The 14,181-nt window shown below is 65.0% G+C and carries 13 protein-coding genes and 1 tRNA gene; 8 read left to right on the forward strand and 6 right to left on the reverse strand.

The genetic code is table 11. The features are described from left to right. Window positions 1-177: 177 nt before the first annotated feature. Both EJ072_RS11790 and EJ072_RS11795 read right to left on the reverse strand, forming a co-directional pair. Window positions 178-253 (reverse strand) — tRNA-Ala (locus tag EJ072_RS11790). Between the two features lie 177 nt (window positions 254-430). Continuing rightward, window positions 431-829: a TIGR02300 family protein gene (locus EJ072_RS11795; RefSeq protein ID WP_126079851.1), complete on the reverse strand. Its 399-nt coding sequence runs from the start codon at window positions 827-829 to the stop codon at window positions 431-433. Window positions 830-1,023: 194 nt separating this feature from the next. Here EJ072_RS11795 and aroA point away from each other — a divergent pair, with 194 nt between their 5' ends. From aroA to rpsA, 3 genes are all read left to right on the forward strand, one after another. Further along, entirely contained in the window at window positions 1,024-2,382 is a 1,359-nt protein-coding gene (gene aroA, locus EJ072_RS11800; protein WP_126079852.1) for a 3-phosphoshikimate 1-carboxyvinyltransferase, read from the forward strand. 265 nt (window positions 2,383-2,647) lie between these two features. Then, the gene (gene cmk, locus EJ072_RS11805; protein ID WP_126079853.1) at window positions 2,648-3,298 is read left to right on the forward strand and encodes a (d)CMP kinase; all 651 of its coding nucleotides are present in this window, start codon (window positions 2,648-2,650) and stop codon (window positions 3,296-3,298) included. Window positions 3,299-3,494: 196 nt separating this feature from the next. Continuing rightward, window positions 3,495-5,192: a 30S ribosomal protein S1 gene (gene rpsA, locus EJ072_RS11810; RefSeq protein ID WP_040988866.1), complete on the forward strand. Its 1,698-nt coding sequence runs from the start codon at window positions 3,495-3,497 to the stop codon at window positions 5,190-5,192. A 135-nt stretch (window positions 5,193-5,327) separates the two neighbouring features. Here rpsA and EJ072_RS11815 read toward each other — a convergent pair whose 3' ends face one another. From EJ072_RS11815 to EJ072_RS11830, 4 genes are all read right to left on the reverse strand, one after another. Further along, window positions 5,328-6,035 (reverse strand): SDR family NAD(P)-dependent oxidoreductase, encoded by a 708-nt coding sequence (locus tag EJ072_RS11815; protein ID WP_126079854.1) that lies wholly within the window; start codon window positions 6,033-6,035, stop codon window positions 5,328-5,330. Window positions 6,036-6,235: 200 nt separating this feature from the next. Continuing rightward, on the reverse strand, window positions 6,236-7,816 hold the full coding sequence (locus EJ072_RS11820; RefSeq protein WP_126079855.1) for a 5-guanidino-2-oxopentanoate decarboxylase: 1,581 nt from the start codon (window positions 7,814-7,816) through the stop codon (window positions 6,236-6,238). Window positions 7,817-7,958: 142 nt separating this feature from the next. Beyond that, the gene (locus tag EJ072_RS11825; RefSeq protein WP_126079856.1) at window positions 7,959-8,636 is read right to left on the reverse strand and encodes a TetR family transcriptional regulator C-terminal domain-containing protein; all 678 of its coding nucleotides are present in this window, start codon (window positions 8,634-8,636) and stop codon (window positions 7,959-7,961) included. After that, the gene (locus tag EJ072_RS11830; RefSeq protein WP_126079857.1) at window positions 8,606-9,478 is read right to left on the reverse strand and encodes a dimethylarginine dimethylaminohydrolase family protein; all 873 of its coding nucleotides are present in this window, start codon (window positions 9,476-9,478) and stop codon (window positions 8,606-8,608) included. The genes EJ072_RS11825 and EJ072_RS11830 overlap by 31 nt, the downstream gene beginning before the upstream one ends. Before the next feature lie 210 nt (window positions 9,479-9,688). On the opposite strand from EJ072_RS11830, the gene EJ072_RS11835 reads away from it, so the two are divergent. The 5 genes from EJ072_RS11835 to EJ072_RS11855 all read left to right on the forward strand — a co-directional run bounded on the left by EJ072_RS11835 (window position 9,689) and on the right by EJ072_RS11855 (window position 14,116). Beyond that, window positions 9,689-10,504 (forward strand): ABC transporter ATP-binding protein, encoded by an 816-nt coding sequence (locus EJ072_RS11835; RefSeq protein WP_126079858.1) that lies wholly within the window; start codon window positions 9,689-9,691, stop codon window positions 10,502-10,504. A gap of 56 nt (window positions 10,505-10,560) precedes the next feature. Then, window positions 10,561-11,358, forward strand: coding sequence for a transporter substrate-binding domain-containing protein (locus EJ072_RS11840; protein WP_126079859.1), 798 nt, complete (start codon window positions 10,561-10,563; stop codon window positions 11,356-11,358). 195 nt (window positions 11,359-11,553) lie between these two features. Next, window positions 11,554-12,219 carry an ABC transporter permease gene (locus tag EJ072_RS11845; RefSeq protein ID WP_189341701.1) on the forward strand — a complete coding sequence of 222 codons (666 nt, stop codon included), beginning with the start codon at window positions 11,554-11,556 and terminating at the stop codon, window positions 12,217-12,219. Continuing rightward, entirely contained in the window at window positions 12,219-13,028 is an 810-nt protein-coding gene (locus EJ072_RS11850) for an ABC transporter permease (RefSeq protein WP_126079861.1), read from the forward strand. Before EJ072_RS11845 ends, EJ072_RS11850 begins: the two co-directional genes overlap by 1 nt. An 86-nt stretch (window positions 13,029-13,114) precedes the next feature. Beyond that, window positions 13,115-14,116: an Ldh family oxidoreductase gene (locus EJ072_RS11855; protein WP_189343295.1), complete on the forward strand. Its 1,002-nt coding sequence runs from the start codon at window positions 13,115-13,117 to the stop codon at window positions 14,114-14,116. The last annotated feature ends 65 nt before the right edge of the window (window positions 14,117-14,181 follow it).

The raw sequence follows: 14,181 nt of genomic DNA on the forward strand, positions 1-14,181 counted from the left end.
AACCGCTCTATCTCTTTGTCTTTACGCAATTCCGAACGGAAAACCGTGTCACACTTTTCCTGGAATTGCTCTGGCCACATTGCGTCCAGGCCCCCTACGGGCTCGGACGCCGCGCAGACAAGAGCGAACAGCGGTGACGATTTCTGCCGCCAAGAAATCTGCTCAGGAACGACTGTTTGGTGGAGCCAATCGGAATCGAACCGACGACCTCTTGAATGCCATTCAAGCGCTCTCCCAACTGAGCTATGGCCCCACTCCCGGCAGTCAGCCGGCGCCGTTTCCGGCGAAGAGATCCGGCGCGGTTGGGAACCGCGCCGTCGTTTAGTGCTGGCGGCTTCTAGCGCCGCCTTCGGTCAAGATCAAGCCTCGAAAGACCGCTTTTTCGTCACAGGCGAAAATCGCCGGCAAACAATCGCGCCGAGGTCTAAAATCAGACCTCGTCCTCGTCATCGCCGACGCCGATCATGTCGGAGACGTCATCGTCCTCTTCTTCTTCGTCGGCAAGGAAGGTATCGTCCTCATCATCGCCGAGATCGACGTCGTCATCCTCGTCGTCGCCGAGATCGGGAAGATCGTCGCCGCCGCCCTTGGCTTCCTCGTCGGCGTCCTCGAGCGAGACAACTTCGGCGCCTTCTTCCTCGTCGCCGTCCACTTCCTTGTCGGCGACTTCCTCATCTTCCTCGAGGGCGGAAATCTTGCCTTCGTCGAAATAAGAGCGCGGATAGCTCTTGCCCGTATAGGGCGAGACAATCGGATCTTTGTTCAGGTCGTAGAATTTCCGACCCGTTTCGGGGTCGACACGCTTGGTGCCAAGTTCAGCTTTTGCCACGTCAGGCCTCGTCAAAAAAAGAATGGTCCCCTTAACCGCAGTTTTCCGCGCTGTCAAAGCCAAAAGACATGTGCCCGAAACCCGCTTTTCAAAGGCTTGCGCCAAGGGGATGACCATTGCCGCGCGCCGTGATACGAGACCGCCGCATCATGACGAACCGGGCCGGCCAGCCGGCCTTTCATTTGGAAGACAAAATGTCTCATTCCGCCGCCGCTAAAGCAGCCACGGCCCGCAAATCCCCTGCCCTTGCCGGCACCGCGCGCGTGCCGGGCGACAAGTCGATCTCGCACCGCTCCTTCATGTTCGGCGGCCTTGCCTCCGGCGAGACGCGCATCACCGGCCTGCTCGAAGGCGAGGACGTGATGCGCACCGGCGCGGCCATGAAGGCGATGGGCGCGCATATCGAAAAGAACGGCGCCGAATGGGTGATCCGTGGCACCGGCAACGGCGCGCTGCTGCAGCCGGAAGGGCCGCTCGATTTCGGCAATGCCGGCACCGGCTCGCGGCTCACCATGGGCCTCGTCGGCACATATGATATGGAGACCACCTTCATCGGCGACGCCTCGCTGTCGGGCCGGCCAATGGGCCGCGTGCTCGACCCGCTGCGCCAGATGGGCGTGCAGGTGCTGAAGGCGGCGCCCGGCGACCGCATGCCGATCACGCTGCGCGGCCCGAAACATGCCGCGCCGATCACCTATCGCGTGCCGATGGCGTCGGCCCAGGTGAAGTCGGCGGTGCTGCTTGCCGGCCTGAACACGCCGGGTATCACCACGGTGATCGAGCCGGTGATGACGCGCGACCACACCGAAAAAATGCTGAAGGGTTTTGGCGCCAACCTCACCGTCGAGACCGACGAGCGCGGCGTGCGCCACATCTTCATCGAAGGCCAGGGCAAGCTCACCGGCCAGACGATCGCCGTGCCCGGCGACCCGTCCTCCGCCGGCTTCCCGCTGGTGGCGGCGCTGATCGTGCCGGGCTCGGACATCGTGATCGAAAACGTGCTGATGAACCCGACCCGCACCGGCCTGCTTCTCACATTGCAGGAAATGGGCGGCCGGATCGATATCCTCAATCCGCGCAATGCCGGCGGCGAGGACGTGGCGGATTTGCGCGTGCGCTATTCCGAGTTGAAGGGCGTTACCGTACCGCCGGAACGCGCACCGTCGATGATCGACGAATATCCGGTGCTGGCGGTCGCGGCCAGCTTCGCCGAGGGCGAGACGCTGATGCAGGGCCTGGAGGAATTGCGCGTCAAGGAATCCGACCGGCTGTCGGCGGTCGCCAACGGGCTGAAGCTAAACGGTGTCGACTGCACCGAGGGCGAGGCATCGCTCGCCGTGCGCGGCAGACCGGGCGGCAAGGGGCTGGGCGCTCACCCCAATGGACCGGACACGTCGGTGAAGACGCATCTCGACCACCGCATCGCCATGAGCTTCCTGATCATGGGGCTGGCCACCGAGAAGCCGGTGACCATCGACGACGCGAACATGATCGCGACGAGCTTTCCGGAATTCATGGGACTGATGAAGGGATTGGGCGCGGAGATCGAGTGACGGCGATGGCAATCGCAAACTTTCGAGATTGGCACCCAACATCCGTCCCGTCGTCATCCTGGGGCGGAGCAAGGAGCGAAGCGACGCGGCGCAGACCCCAGGATCCATGCCGTGACGCCAACGCGCTGCAGCGGTGCAGAATTCTGGTCCGTGGCATTCTTCGGCTGATGTCACGGCATGGATCCCAGGGTCTCCGCTTCGCTTCGCCCTGGGATGACGAAGGCGTGAGGGTTTGTCGCCACGCCAACGAAGCGATGGTCCGCCCATGACCCACACCTTCACCATCGCCATCGACGGACCCGCAGGCGCGGGCAAGGGCACGCTTGCCCGCCGGCTCGCCGACCACTATCGCCTCAACCTGCTCGACACCGGCCTCACCTATCGCGCGGTCGCCCATAAGCTGCTGGAACTCGGCCTGCCGCTCGACAATGTCTCGGCCGCGGAAACCGCGGCGCGGCAGGTGGACCTTTCGAACCTCGACCGCGCAGTGCTTTCCGCGCATGCGGTGGGCGAAGCGGCCTCCAAGGTCGCGGTCATTCCCACCGTGCGCCGCATCCTGGTCGAGAAGCAGCGCGCCTTCGCCAAGGCGCCGCCGGGCGCGGTGCTCGACGGCCGCGACATCGGCACGGTCGTATGCCCCGACGCCGACATCAAGCTCTATGTCACGGCGAGCGCCGAGGTGCGCGCCAGGCGCCGGCTGGCCGAGATCGAAAGCATGGGCGGCAGCGCCGATTTCGCCACCATACTCGCCGACATCGAGCGCCGCGACGAGCGCGACATGGGCAGAGCCTCCTCGCCGTTGAAGCCGGCGGCGGACGCGCACTTGCTTGATACCAGCGAAATGGCTATAGAAGCCGCGTTTCTGGCGGCGATGGCGGTCGTTGACGATGTCCTTGCCAAGAGAAACAAGGCCTGATCGGGCTTTTTCGGTTGCCTTGAGCGGCGAAAATACCCATATCGGGCCCGAACCAGCCTGCCAGCATTCTTCATGCGCCGGACTTGCCGCTTAGATAGCGGCCAAGGGCTCTTCAGCCCGGAACGCCGGCAGGCTCACGCAACGCTAACCCACGGCGCCCGCTCCGCGACAAAAGCGGAGCATTCCAGGAGAAACAATGTCAGTAGCTAATCCGTCTCGCGACGATTTCGCGAGCATGCTCGAAGAATCATTCACCGCCGGCCATTCCGGCGAGGGCCAGGTTGTCCGGGGCACGATCACCGCGATCGAAAAGGACATGGCCATCATCGATGTCGGCCTCAAGGTCGAAGGCCGCGTGCCGCTGAAGGAATTCGGCGCCAAGGGCAAGGACTCCTCCCTCAAGGTCGGCGACACCGTCGAGGTCTATGTCGAGCGCATCGAGAACGCGCTGGGCGAAGCCATGCTGTCGCGCGAGAAGGCTCGTCGCGAGGAAAGCTGGGTCCGTCTCGAAGAGAAGTTCACCAAGGGTGAGCGCGTCGAAGGCGTCATCTTCAACCAGGTCAAGGGCGGCTTCACCGTCGACCTCGATGGCGCCGTGGCGTTCCTGCCGCGCAGCCAGGTCGACATCCGCCCGATCCGCGACGTCACCCCGCTGATGCACAACCCGCAGCCCTTCGAAATCCTCAAGATGGATCGCCGCCGCGGCAACATCGTGGTGTCGCGCCGCACCGTGCTCGAGGAGAGCCGCGCCGAACAGCGTTCGGAAATCGTGCAGAACCTCGAGGAAGGCCAGGTGGTCGAAGGCGTGGTCAAGAACATCACCGACTACGGTGCGTTCGTCGACCTCGGCGGCATCGACGGCCTGCTGCATGTCACCGACATGGCATGGCGCCGCGTCAACCATCCGACCGAGATCCTCAACATCGGCCAGACGGTCAAGGTGCAGATCATCCGCATCAACCAGGAAACCCACCGCATCTCGCTCGGCATGAAGCAGCTCGAGTCGGATCCGTGGTCGGATATCGGCACCAAGTTCCCGATCGGCAAGAAGATCAAGGGCACCGTCACCAACATCACCGACTACGGCGCGTTCGTCGAGCTGGAGCCGGGCATCGAGGGCCTCATCCACGTTTCGGAAATGTCGTGGACGAAGAAGAACGTGCACCCCGGCAAGATCCTGTCGACGACCCAGGAAGTCGACGTGGTCGTGCTCGAGGTCGATCCGGCCAAGCGCCGCATCTCGCTCGGTCTCAAGCAGACGCTTGAGAACCCGTGGGAAGCCTTCGCGCGCAACCATCCGGTCGGCAGCCAGGTCGAGGGCGAGGTCAAGAACAAGACCGAGTTCGGCCTGTTCATCGGCCTGGAAGGCGACGTGGACGGCATGGTGCACCTCTCCGACCTCGACTGGACCCGTCCAGGCGAGCAGGTCATCGAAGAGTACAATCGCGGCGACATGGTCAAGGCGCAGGTGCTCGACGTCGACATCGAGAAGGAGCGCATCTCGCTCGGCATCAAGCAGCTGGCCCGTGACACGGTCGGCGAAGCGGCCAACAGCGGCGAGCTGCGCAAGAACGCCGTCGTCACCTGCGAGGTCATCGGTGTGAAGGATGGCGGTCTGGACGTGCGGCTGGTCGACAGCGGCATCGAGACTTTCATCAAGCGCTCCGACCTTTCGCGCGACCGCGACGAGCAGCGCCCCGAGCGCTTCACCGTCGGCCAGAAGGTCGACGCCCGCGTCATCGCCTTCGACAAGAAGACCCGCAAGCTGCAGGTCTCGATCAAGGCGCTGGAAATCGCCGAGGAGAAGGAAGCGGTCGCCCAGTACGGCTCGACCGACTCCGGCGCGTCGCTCGGCGACATCCTGGGCGCGGCGCTGAAGAAGCAGGGCAACTAAGCCCTTTCGCTTCGCGAATAACAAAACCCCGCCGGAGCGATCCGGCGGGGTTTTCTTTTGTCGGGATATCAGAGCAATTCCAGGAAAAGTGTCAGCGGTTTTCCGTCCGGAATTGCGTAAAAAAACAGATAGAGCTCAGGCCCTGCCGTAGAGCGGGACCAGCGTGCCGCTCATGGCCTGGTTTGCGGGCGAGGCAAGGTAAGCGATCGCTTCCGCAGCTGCTTCAAGGCTGACCCATTTGGCGAAATCGGCGTCCGGCATGGCTTCGCGGTTGGCCTGCGTGTCGAGCGTCGAGGGGGCCACGGCGTTGACCAGTATGCCCTTGTGCTTCAACTCCTCGGCCATCGCCACCGTCATTGCCGCGACCGCGGCCTTGCTCGCAGTATAAGCGACCATGCCCGAACCTTTGCGCGGTTCCAGGCCGGCGCGCGCGGTAACGTTGACGATGCGGCCGGCCGTGTCGGACGCCAGCAGCGAGCGCACCGCGGCGCGGCTGCACAGGAAGGTCGTGCGGGCGTTGGTGTCCATCATTTCGGCGAAGGAGGCCGACTCGATCTTTTCGACCGGCGCCATGGTGAAGCCGCCGGCAAGATGGATCGAGGCCCAGAGCTCGGGCACCTGATGGTAGAAGGCCTCGACCTTGGCCGAATCCGACAGGTCGACATTGTGCGCCAGATGCACGCTGGCGTGGGCTGCGTAGGGAAAATGCGGCGGGGCCGCCGCGTGGGCATTGGGCACGTGGCAGATCGCGCCTTGCTCCAGCAATCTGCCGACAACCGCGCCGCCGAGCGCCCCAGTGCCGCCCGTGATCACGACATGCCTGCCGTTAAGCGTTTCCGTCATACTTTGAGCGCTCCTGTCATTTTTTTATGATTATATCTCGGGTTATGCCGCCCCAGGCTGGAACGTCGCGCCTTTCGCGCTGTCACTCAATTGAAATATCGACATGGCTGGCGCAGCGTCTTTGCATGTGTGGGGGTCGTGGCCGGTGACGACAATTGCCGGCCCGCCGGTACGGTCCGGGCGACGGCCACACCAGCCTTTCAGTCGACGGTGATTTCGATGACGCGCGGCTTGCCGGCCGCCCGCGCCCGCTTCAGCGCCTCGGCCAGATCGGCGGTCCCGGTCAAGCGCTCGGCCGCGATGCCATAGGCCTCGGCGAGCTTGCAGAAATCCGGCGGCGCCGGCGACACGCCGACGGGCTCGACGCCGACATCGAGCATCGAGGTCTCGATCTCGCGATAGCCGCGATTGTTCCAGACGACGAAGATGACCGGCGTGTCGGCATCGAGCGCGGCGCCGATCTCCGGCAAGGTGAACTGGAAGCCGCCATCGCCCGTGAGGCACACCACGGGCGCTTGCGGAACGGCAAGCGCCGCGCCGATCGCCGCCGGCGGACCGTAGCCCAGCGCGCCGAAGCCGGTCGCGGCGTTGAACCAGCCGCCGGGACGATCATGGTCATAGTAGAGGTTGGCGGCATAGATCGGCTGGGTTGAATCGCCGACGATGATGGCGCCCGGCAGCGCGTCGCGGATCGTCTCCACCGCGCGCACCTGCGCCAGGTATTCGGGCTTCAGTTCGGCCCGCGCGGCCTGGCGCGTCGCGGCGGCGCGAGCCTCGCCATCCCCAGCCGCAACATGACCGGGCCCGACCGCCGTAAGCAAAGCCTCGATGCCCTCGGCGCAATCGGCCTGGATGCCGACCGTCACCGGCCGGCGCGCGATCTGGTCGGCGCCGATATCAATGCGGATCAGATTGTTCGGCAGCACGAAGCCGCCGTCGCCATAGCCGTCATAGTCGGTCGGGCCGAATTCGGTGCCAGCGGCGATCACCAGATCGGCGCCCGCCACCAGCACGCGCACCGCCTTGAGGCCGGGGCTCGCCGGCACGCAAAGCGGATGGCCATGCAGCAGGCCGCGCGCATTGGCGGTCTCGACGACCGGAGCGCCGAGCGTTTCGGCGAAGCGCCGTAACGCCGCGTCAGCCTGCTTGCCGCCGCCGCCAGCGAGGATCAGTGGACGGCGTGCCGCCTTGATTAACTTCGCCGCCTCGGCGACCGCCGCCGCGTCCGGCGCCGGGGGCGCGGCGTTGCTCAGCGCCGCCGCGATGCCGTCGGCGGGCTTGACCATGACGTCGGTGGGGATCTCGATATGCACCGGCCCCGGCCGGGCCGACGAGAACAATGCGAAGGCGCGGGCGAGCGCGCCCGGCAATTGCCCCGCCTCGGTGATGCGCTCGGAAGACAGCGCCACCTTTTCCATCATGCCGCGCTGGTCGGGCAACTCATGCAGGTAGCCCAGACCCTTGCCCAGCGTATCGGTGGCGTTGACGCCTGAGATGACCAGCATCGGCACGGAATCGGCGCGCGCCTGGCCCATGGCGGTGATGGTGTTGGTCAGCCCCGGTCCGGTGATGACGAAGGCGACGCCCGGCCGGCCGCCGGCGCGCGCATAGCCGTCGGCCATGAAGCCGGCGCCCTGCTCGTGGCGCGGCGTGACATGACGGATCCTCGAACGCGCCAGGCCGCGATAGAGCTCGACCGTATGCACGCCCGGAATGCCGAAGACGGTGTCGACGCCATGCGCCTCGAGCAAGGTGATCAGCGCTTCGCCGATGGTGGTCATTGGTCTTCTCCCGTTACAGCGGGTCACTGTTCCAGCGACCCGCTCTATCTCTTCTTTCTTACTCAATTCCGGACGGAAACCCGCTTCTCACTTCTCCCGGAATTGCTTTTTTCATACGCAATTCCGGACGGAAACCCGCTTCTCACTTTTCCTGGAATTGCTTTTCCGGCGCGAGGCCGAGCTCGGCCTCTATGGCTTTGATGCCGATCGCCGCCAATTCGCCAGGCGAGAACATCTCGCCGGCCAGGCAGCCTTCGATCCAGAGCCCGTCGATGATCGCGTTGATGGCGATGGCATGGTGGCGCAGTTCGCTTGCGTCCGGCTTGTGCCGTTCGGCGGCGAGCACTTCGGCCACGACCGCTTCCACCTCATTGCGAAAGCCGAGATAGCCCTCCCGGTGGGCGCGGGCGAGCGCCGGATCGGCGCCGGCACGGCCGATGAAGGTCGCCCAGAGCGAAAACACCCGCTGGTCGATGATCGGCGCGTTGAGATTGGCGGTGACGAAGGCGGCAAGACGCTGGCGCGGCGCGGCGTCTTCCATGAGCAATGCCGCTTTCGCCTGCTCGGTCATGCGGCCCATCAACGCCGCATAGGCTTCCCGCAGCAGATCTTCCTTGCCGGGGAAATAGTGGCGGATCAGCCCGGCGGTGACGCCGGCGCGCAAGGCGATGGTGCGCACGGTGGCGCCCTCAAGGCCATGTTCGGCAACGCTGTCCAGGGTCGCATCGATCAAATCCTGCCGCCGCCGCTCCTCGCCCTCGCGGCGGAACTTGCGGCGGGACGGCGCATTCATTGGCGCAGGATCGGCCGCGTCAGGCATGTCGGGCCGCCTTCGCAGGCGATGCAGAGCGCATCCGCCTCGAAGATGTCGACCGTGCAGCCGGCGGCTTCCATCGCGGCTTTGGTCTTGGGGAAGCCGGCAACGGCAATGACCTTCAACGGGCTGGTCGGCAGCACGTTCAGGCTGAGGCCGTTGGACGCGGCGAACTCTTGCGGATCGCCTTCGACCAGGCGGATGCCGCGCGCCTTCAGCATCTGGTAGAACGGGGCCGGCAGAAGCGGCGAATAGACCAGCGCGAGGTCGTCGGCCAGCGGGCTGATCACCGACATCAGATGCAGGCACGCCTCTTCGCCCTGCCACAGCGGCAGGTCGAAGCCGTAGACGGAAATGCCGAGCGGCGTCAGCAGGTTGGCGACCTGCTGGATGCCTTCCTGGTTGGTGCGCACGCCGCGTCCGATCGCCAGCGTGCGGGCATCCACCCATACGCAGTCACCGCCTTCGACCTGCCCGGGCGCCTCGACGCGGCCGAGGACCGGAATGCCCAGCCTTCGATAGGTTTCCTCATGCAGCGAAGGCTCTTTGGCGCGCAACGGCTTGCCCATGGACAGGATCAGCGCGCCGCGATCGGTCATCAGCGACGGATCATGCGTGAACACCGAATCCGCGAGACCGTCGGCCTTGTCCTCGATCCACTCGATTTCGGCACCCGAAGCCGCCACCAGTTCGGCAAGGACCGCGTGCTGCATTGCCGCTTTCGCCGGGTCGAAACCCGAGCCATAGTGCCAGGCAGCCCTGTCGGCGCCGCGCATGGCGTTGGTTGCCGAACGCATCAGCACGCGCCGCAACGGCGCCGCCATGGACTGTGATCCGAAAGCGCTCATCGATGCCCTTCTAAGATGAAAAAAAGCGAAAAAATTTCATGAAAGGCTATTTATACACTTGCACAACAACGCCGCAAGTGCCGTAATGAGCGGGATTAACGGGCTCGCGCTGTCGGGTCCATGCTGAGGTCTGGAGTGGGCAGTGCAGCGTATGTTGATTAGCCGGATGGACGTTCGACGACCTGCCTTCGACCATAGCGAGGTCGCCCGGTGAGCGTGGCGGATGCCGCCCCAGTCCAATCCGGCAAGGCGCAAAGCGCCGCCGCCGAAGCCATCCATGTCGAGAACCTGCACAAGAAATTCGGCCAGCTGCACGTGCTGAAGGGCGTTTCGCTGTCGGCGCGCGACGGCGAGGTAGTCGCCATCATCGGCGGCTCCGGCTCCGGCAAATCGACGCTGTTGCGCTGCATCAACTGCCTGGAAAACCCGACCAGCGGCATCATCCGGGTCAATGGCGAGGAGATCAAGCTCAAGGCCGACAGCCACGGCCAGACTGTTCCGGCCGACCGCCGGCAGATCGAGCGGATCCGCTCCCGGCTCGGCATGGTGTTCCAGAATTTCAACCTGTGGAGCCACATGACGTTGATCGAGAACGTCATCGAGGTTCCGGTGCATGTGCTCGGCGTCAAGCGCGATGAGGCGATCGCCCAGGCCGAGAAGCTGCTCGCCCGCGTCGGGCTGGCGGAGAAGCGCGACGTCTATCCGGCCTTCCTGTCCGGCGGCCAGCAGCAGCGCGCCGCGATCGCCCGGGCGCTGGCGATCAACCCGCGCGTCATGCTGTTCGACGAGCCGACGTCGGCGCTCGATCCGGAGCTGGTCGGCGAGGTGCTGAAAGTGATCGGCGATCTGGCGCGCGAGGGGCGCACCATGGTGCTGGTGACGCATGAAATGAAGTTTGCCCGCGAGGTCGCGACGCATGTCGTCTATCTCTACAACGGGCTGGTCGAGGAAGAGGGTCCGCCCGAACAGCTGTTCGGCGCGCCCAAATCCGAAAGGCTCAAACAATTCCTCCGCAATGTCGGCTAGGGGCCGGCGTCAAGCGGGGCGAAAACCGGGAACAACAACAAACTGGGAGTCCTGACATGAAGACTGTTCTCAAGACATTCGCGGCAGCGCTGCTTTTCGGCGTCGCGGCGATGGGCGGCGTCGCCAAGGCCGAGCAGGTCAAGATCGGCGTCGCCGCCGAGCCCTACCCGCCTTTCACCTCGCCCGACGCCAGCGGCAAATGGGTCGGCTGGGAGATCGATTTCGTCGATGCGGTCTGCGCCGAAGAGAAGCTCGACTGCGTCATCACGCCGGTTGCCTGGGACGGCATCATCCCGGCGCTGACCACCAAGAAGATCGACGCCATCGTCTCCTCGATGTCGATCACCGCCGAGCGCGAGAAGACGATCGACTTCTCGGACAAGTACTACAACACTCCGACCGCAATCATCGGGCCGAAGGACCAGAAGTTCGGCGCCACGCCGGACGATCTCAAGGGCAAGGTGATCGGCGTCCAGGTGTCGACCGTGCATGCGGTCTACGCCAAGAAGCACTTCACCGGCGCGCAGGAGATCAAGGAATACCAGACGCAGGACGAAGCCAACAACGATCTGGCCGCCGGCCGCATCGACGCGGTGCAGGCCGACTCGATCGCGCTCGGCGAATTCCTGAAATCCGACCAGGGCAAGGCCTGCTGCGACCTGAAGGGCATGGTGGCCCCGGACGACGAGGTGCTGGGACCGGGTGTCGGCGCCGGCATCCGCAAGGAAGACACCGCGCTCAAGGAAAAGTTCAACGCCGGCATCAAGGCGATCCGCGCCAACGGCAAATATGACGAGATCTCGAAGAAGTATTTCGATTTCGACATCTATGGCGGCGCCACGCAGTCGAACTGAGCCTCTCGCAACTGAGTGAGGGCATGGCGTTCGCGCCATGCCCGATCCTTGCCACGCACGCTTGCCGCTGACCTTCGGCTTCAGTGGCTTGCCAGCAATCCGGGGGCGAAGCTGATCGACGCCTTTCTTCCGGCCTCGGCGGCCGGCATCATCGAACTCCTGTCACCGGTGGCGCCAGGCTGGGGCGGCACGCTGCTGGTCGGGCTGCTGCATTCGCTCGAGATCGCCATCGGCGCCACCTGCCTCGGCCTGCTGATCGGCACCGCCGGCGCCTTCGGCAAGCTCTATGGCGGGCCAGTGACGCGCGACCTTCTGGCCGTCTACACCACGGTGGTCCGCGCGGTGCCGGAACTGGTGCTGATCCTGCTGCTCTATTACGCCGGCACCGACCTCATCAACCAGGTGCTGGCGGCAATGGGCTACAGCCGTGTCGACATCAGCGGGCTGGCCGCCGGCATTTTCGTGCTGGGTTTCGTCCAGGGCGCCTATTCGACGGAAGTCATCCGCGGCGCCATCCTCGCCATCCCGCAAGGCCAGATCGAGGCCGCACGCGCCTATGGCATGTCGCCCGGTCTGATGCTCAGGCGCATCACGCTCCCGGCGATGCTCCCCTTCGCCATACCCGGCCTCGCCAATCTCTGGCTGATCGCCACCAAGGACACGGCGCTGCTTGCCGTGGTCGGCTTCTTCGAGCTGACGCTGGCGACGCGCCAGGCAGCCGGCGTCACCAAGGCCTATCTGCTCTTCTACGTCGCCGCCGGCGTGCTTTACCTGGCCGTGACCCTCTTCTCCAACCTGATCATCGGCCGCGTCGAGGCCTGGTCGCGGCGCGGCATGCCCTCCGTCAAGGAGGCGCGCTGATGTCGGCCGAAGCCACCGCGATCAACATGGCGGCGCGCGCCTCGATCTGGCTCAAGCCGCACCGCATCGTGCTTATCCTGATCGCGTTGGCGCTGGTGCTCTGCGCGGCTTTCTTTATGCGCTGGGACTGGCTGCCGCAATATTGGGAAATGGGCCTGATGGGCATCTGGCGGGCGCTCTGGATCCTGGCCGTCACCTGCGCGCTGGGCTTCGCGCTTGCGGTGCCGCTCGGGCTCGCGCAGGCCGGCGGACCGATCTGGTTCTCGGCACCGGCCAAGGTCTTCTGCACCATCATCCGAGGAACGCCGCTGCTCCTGCAGCTTTGGCTGCTCTATTACGGCCTCGGCTCGATCTTCCCGCAATATCCGTGGATCCGCGAATCCTGGCTCTGGCCGTATCTCCGGCAGGCCTGGCCCTATGCCGTGGTGGCGCTGACCTTCTCCTTCGCCGGCTATGAGGGCGAAGTGATGCGCGGCGCCTTTGCCGGCGTGCCGCGCGGACAGCTGGAGGCCGCCCGCGCCTTCGGCATGAGCCGCTGGAAAATCTTCCGCCGCATCTGGCTGCCGCAGGCCTTCTACCGGGCGCTGCCGACCCTGACCGGCGAGACGGTGCTGCAGCTGAAGTCGACACCACTGGTGGCGACGATCAGCGTCATCGACATCTTCGCCGTCTCATCCAAGGTGCGGCAGGACACCTACCTGACCTATGAGCCTTTGCTGCTTCTGGCGCTGATCTATATGTCGATCACCGGCATTCTCGTCTTCGCGTTCAGCCGGATCGAGGCGAGGATTCCGGTGAAGATCGGGTAGCGAATAGAGAGTAGCGAATAGCGAGTAGTTCCTTTATCTCCCCTACTCGCTATTCCCTATTCGCTACTCGCTGCAGGGCAACTCTGATGCAACTCACCCTCGACCAGGCAACAGGCCTATGCCGGATGGCGGCGCTCGGCGCCGGCGCCAATGAGGAGGCGGCGCAGTCGCTGACCGCCTCGATCATCGCCGCGGAGGCCGAAGGCCTGTCGACGGTCGGGCTGTCGCATTTCATCGACTATCTGGAGGCGCTCGAAGCCGGTCGCATCGACGGCAATGCCGATCCGGTGATCACGCGGCCGGCGCTTGCGGTCTACCTCTCCGACGCGCGCGGCGGGCTTGCCCATACCGGCTTCGACCGCACGATCGATGACCTGGTCAAGGCGGCGAAACTGTTCGGCGTGTCGATCTTCTCGCAGAAGAACGCCTACACATGCGGCGCGCTCGGCTATTTCACCGGGCGGCTGGCGGAACAGGGGCTGGTGTCCTTCGCCGCCACCAATGGGCCGGCGGTGCTGGCCGGCTCCGGATCGGTCAAGCCGGTCTATTGCACCAACCCGATGTCCTTCGCCTCGCCCGCCGCCGACGGGCCGCCGCTGGTCATCGACCAGTCGTCGAGCGCCACCGCCTTCGTCAACATCCGCAAGGCGGCCGAGGATGGCAAGAAGATCCCCGAAGGCTGGGCTCTGGATGCCAGCGGCAACCCGACCACCGATCCGGCGGCGGCGATGAAGGGCGCGATGCTTGCCTTCGGCGGTCAGCGCGGCGCCAACATCGCGCTGATGGTCGAGGTGCTGGCCGCCGGCATTTCCGGCGCCAACTGGTCCCTCGACGCGCCCTGGTTCACCGGCGGGCCGGACAGCCCCGGCACCGGCCTTTTCGTTCTCGCCATCGAGCCCAAGCTGCTCGATCCGGACTTCGAGCAGCGCATGAAGGACCAGCTCGACCGGCTGCGGCGGCGCTATGGCGTGCATATTCCTGGACGCTCGCGCGCCGAAGCCGCGGAGAAGGCAAAGGCGCGTGGCATCACCACGTTCAGGTCGGTCGTGCAGCGCATTTCGGAATTCGCCGAGCGTTACTCGGCCTGATTCCCGGCTGTTGAACCTTTTCCCGAACTGACGCGACACATTCGCGGCACCCGATGCCGCGAGCC

It is taken from the genome of Mesorhizobium sp. M2A.F.Ca.ET.046.03.2.1, from assembly GCF_003952425.1.
Taxonomy (GTDB): Bacteria; Pseudomonadota; Alphaproteobacteria; order Rhizobiales; family Rhizobiaceae; genus Mesorhizobium.

Excerpts from the sequence above, each read along its gene's own strand:
- cmk (WP_126079853.1), top strand. The coding sequence starts at position 2,648 with ATGACCCACACCTTCACCATCGCCATCGACGGACCCGCAGGCGCGGGC.
- EJ072_RS11855 (WP_189343295.1), top strand. The coding sequence starts at position 13,115 with ATGCAACTCACCCTCGACCAGGCAACAGGCCTATGCCGGATGGCGGCG.
- rpsA (WP_040988866.1), top strand. The coding sequence starts at position 3,495 with ATGTCAGTAGCTAATCCGTCTCGCGACGATTTCGCGAGCATGCTCGAA.
- EJ072_RS11815 (WP_126079854.1), bottom strand. The coding sequence starts at position 6,035 with ATGACGGAAACGCTTAACGGCAGGCATGTCGTGATCACGGGCGGCACT.
- aroA (WP_126079852.1), top strand. The coding sequence starts at position 1,024 with ATGTCTCATTCCGCCGCCGCTAAAGCAGCCACGGCCCGCAAATCCCCT.
- EJ072_RS11850 (WP_126079861.1), top strand. The coding sequence starts at position 12,219 with ATGTCGGCCGAAGCCACCGCGATCAACATGGCGGCGCGCGCCTCGATC.
- EJ072_RS11825 (WP_126079856.1), bottom strand. The coding sequence starts at position 8,636 with ATGCCTGACGCGGCCGATCCTGCGCCAATGAATGCGCCGTCCCGCCGC.
- EJ072_RS11820 (WP_126079855.1), bottom strand. The coding sequence starts at position 7,816 with ATGACCACCATCGGCGAAGCGCTGATCACCTTGCTCGAGGCGCATGGC.
- EJ072_RS11830 (WP_126079857.1), bottom strand. The coding sequence starts at position 9,478 with ATGAGCGCTTTCGGATCACAGTCCATGGCGGCGCCGTTGCGGCGCGTG.
- EJ072_RS11840 (WP_126079859.1), top strand. The coding sequence starts at position 10,561 with ATGAAGACTGTTCTCAAGACATTCGCGGCAGCGCTGCTTTTCGGCGTC.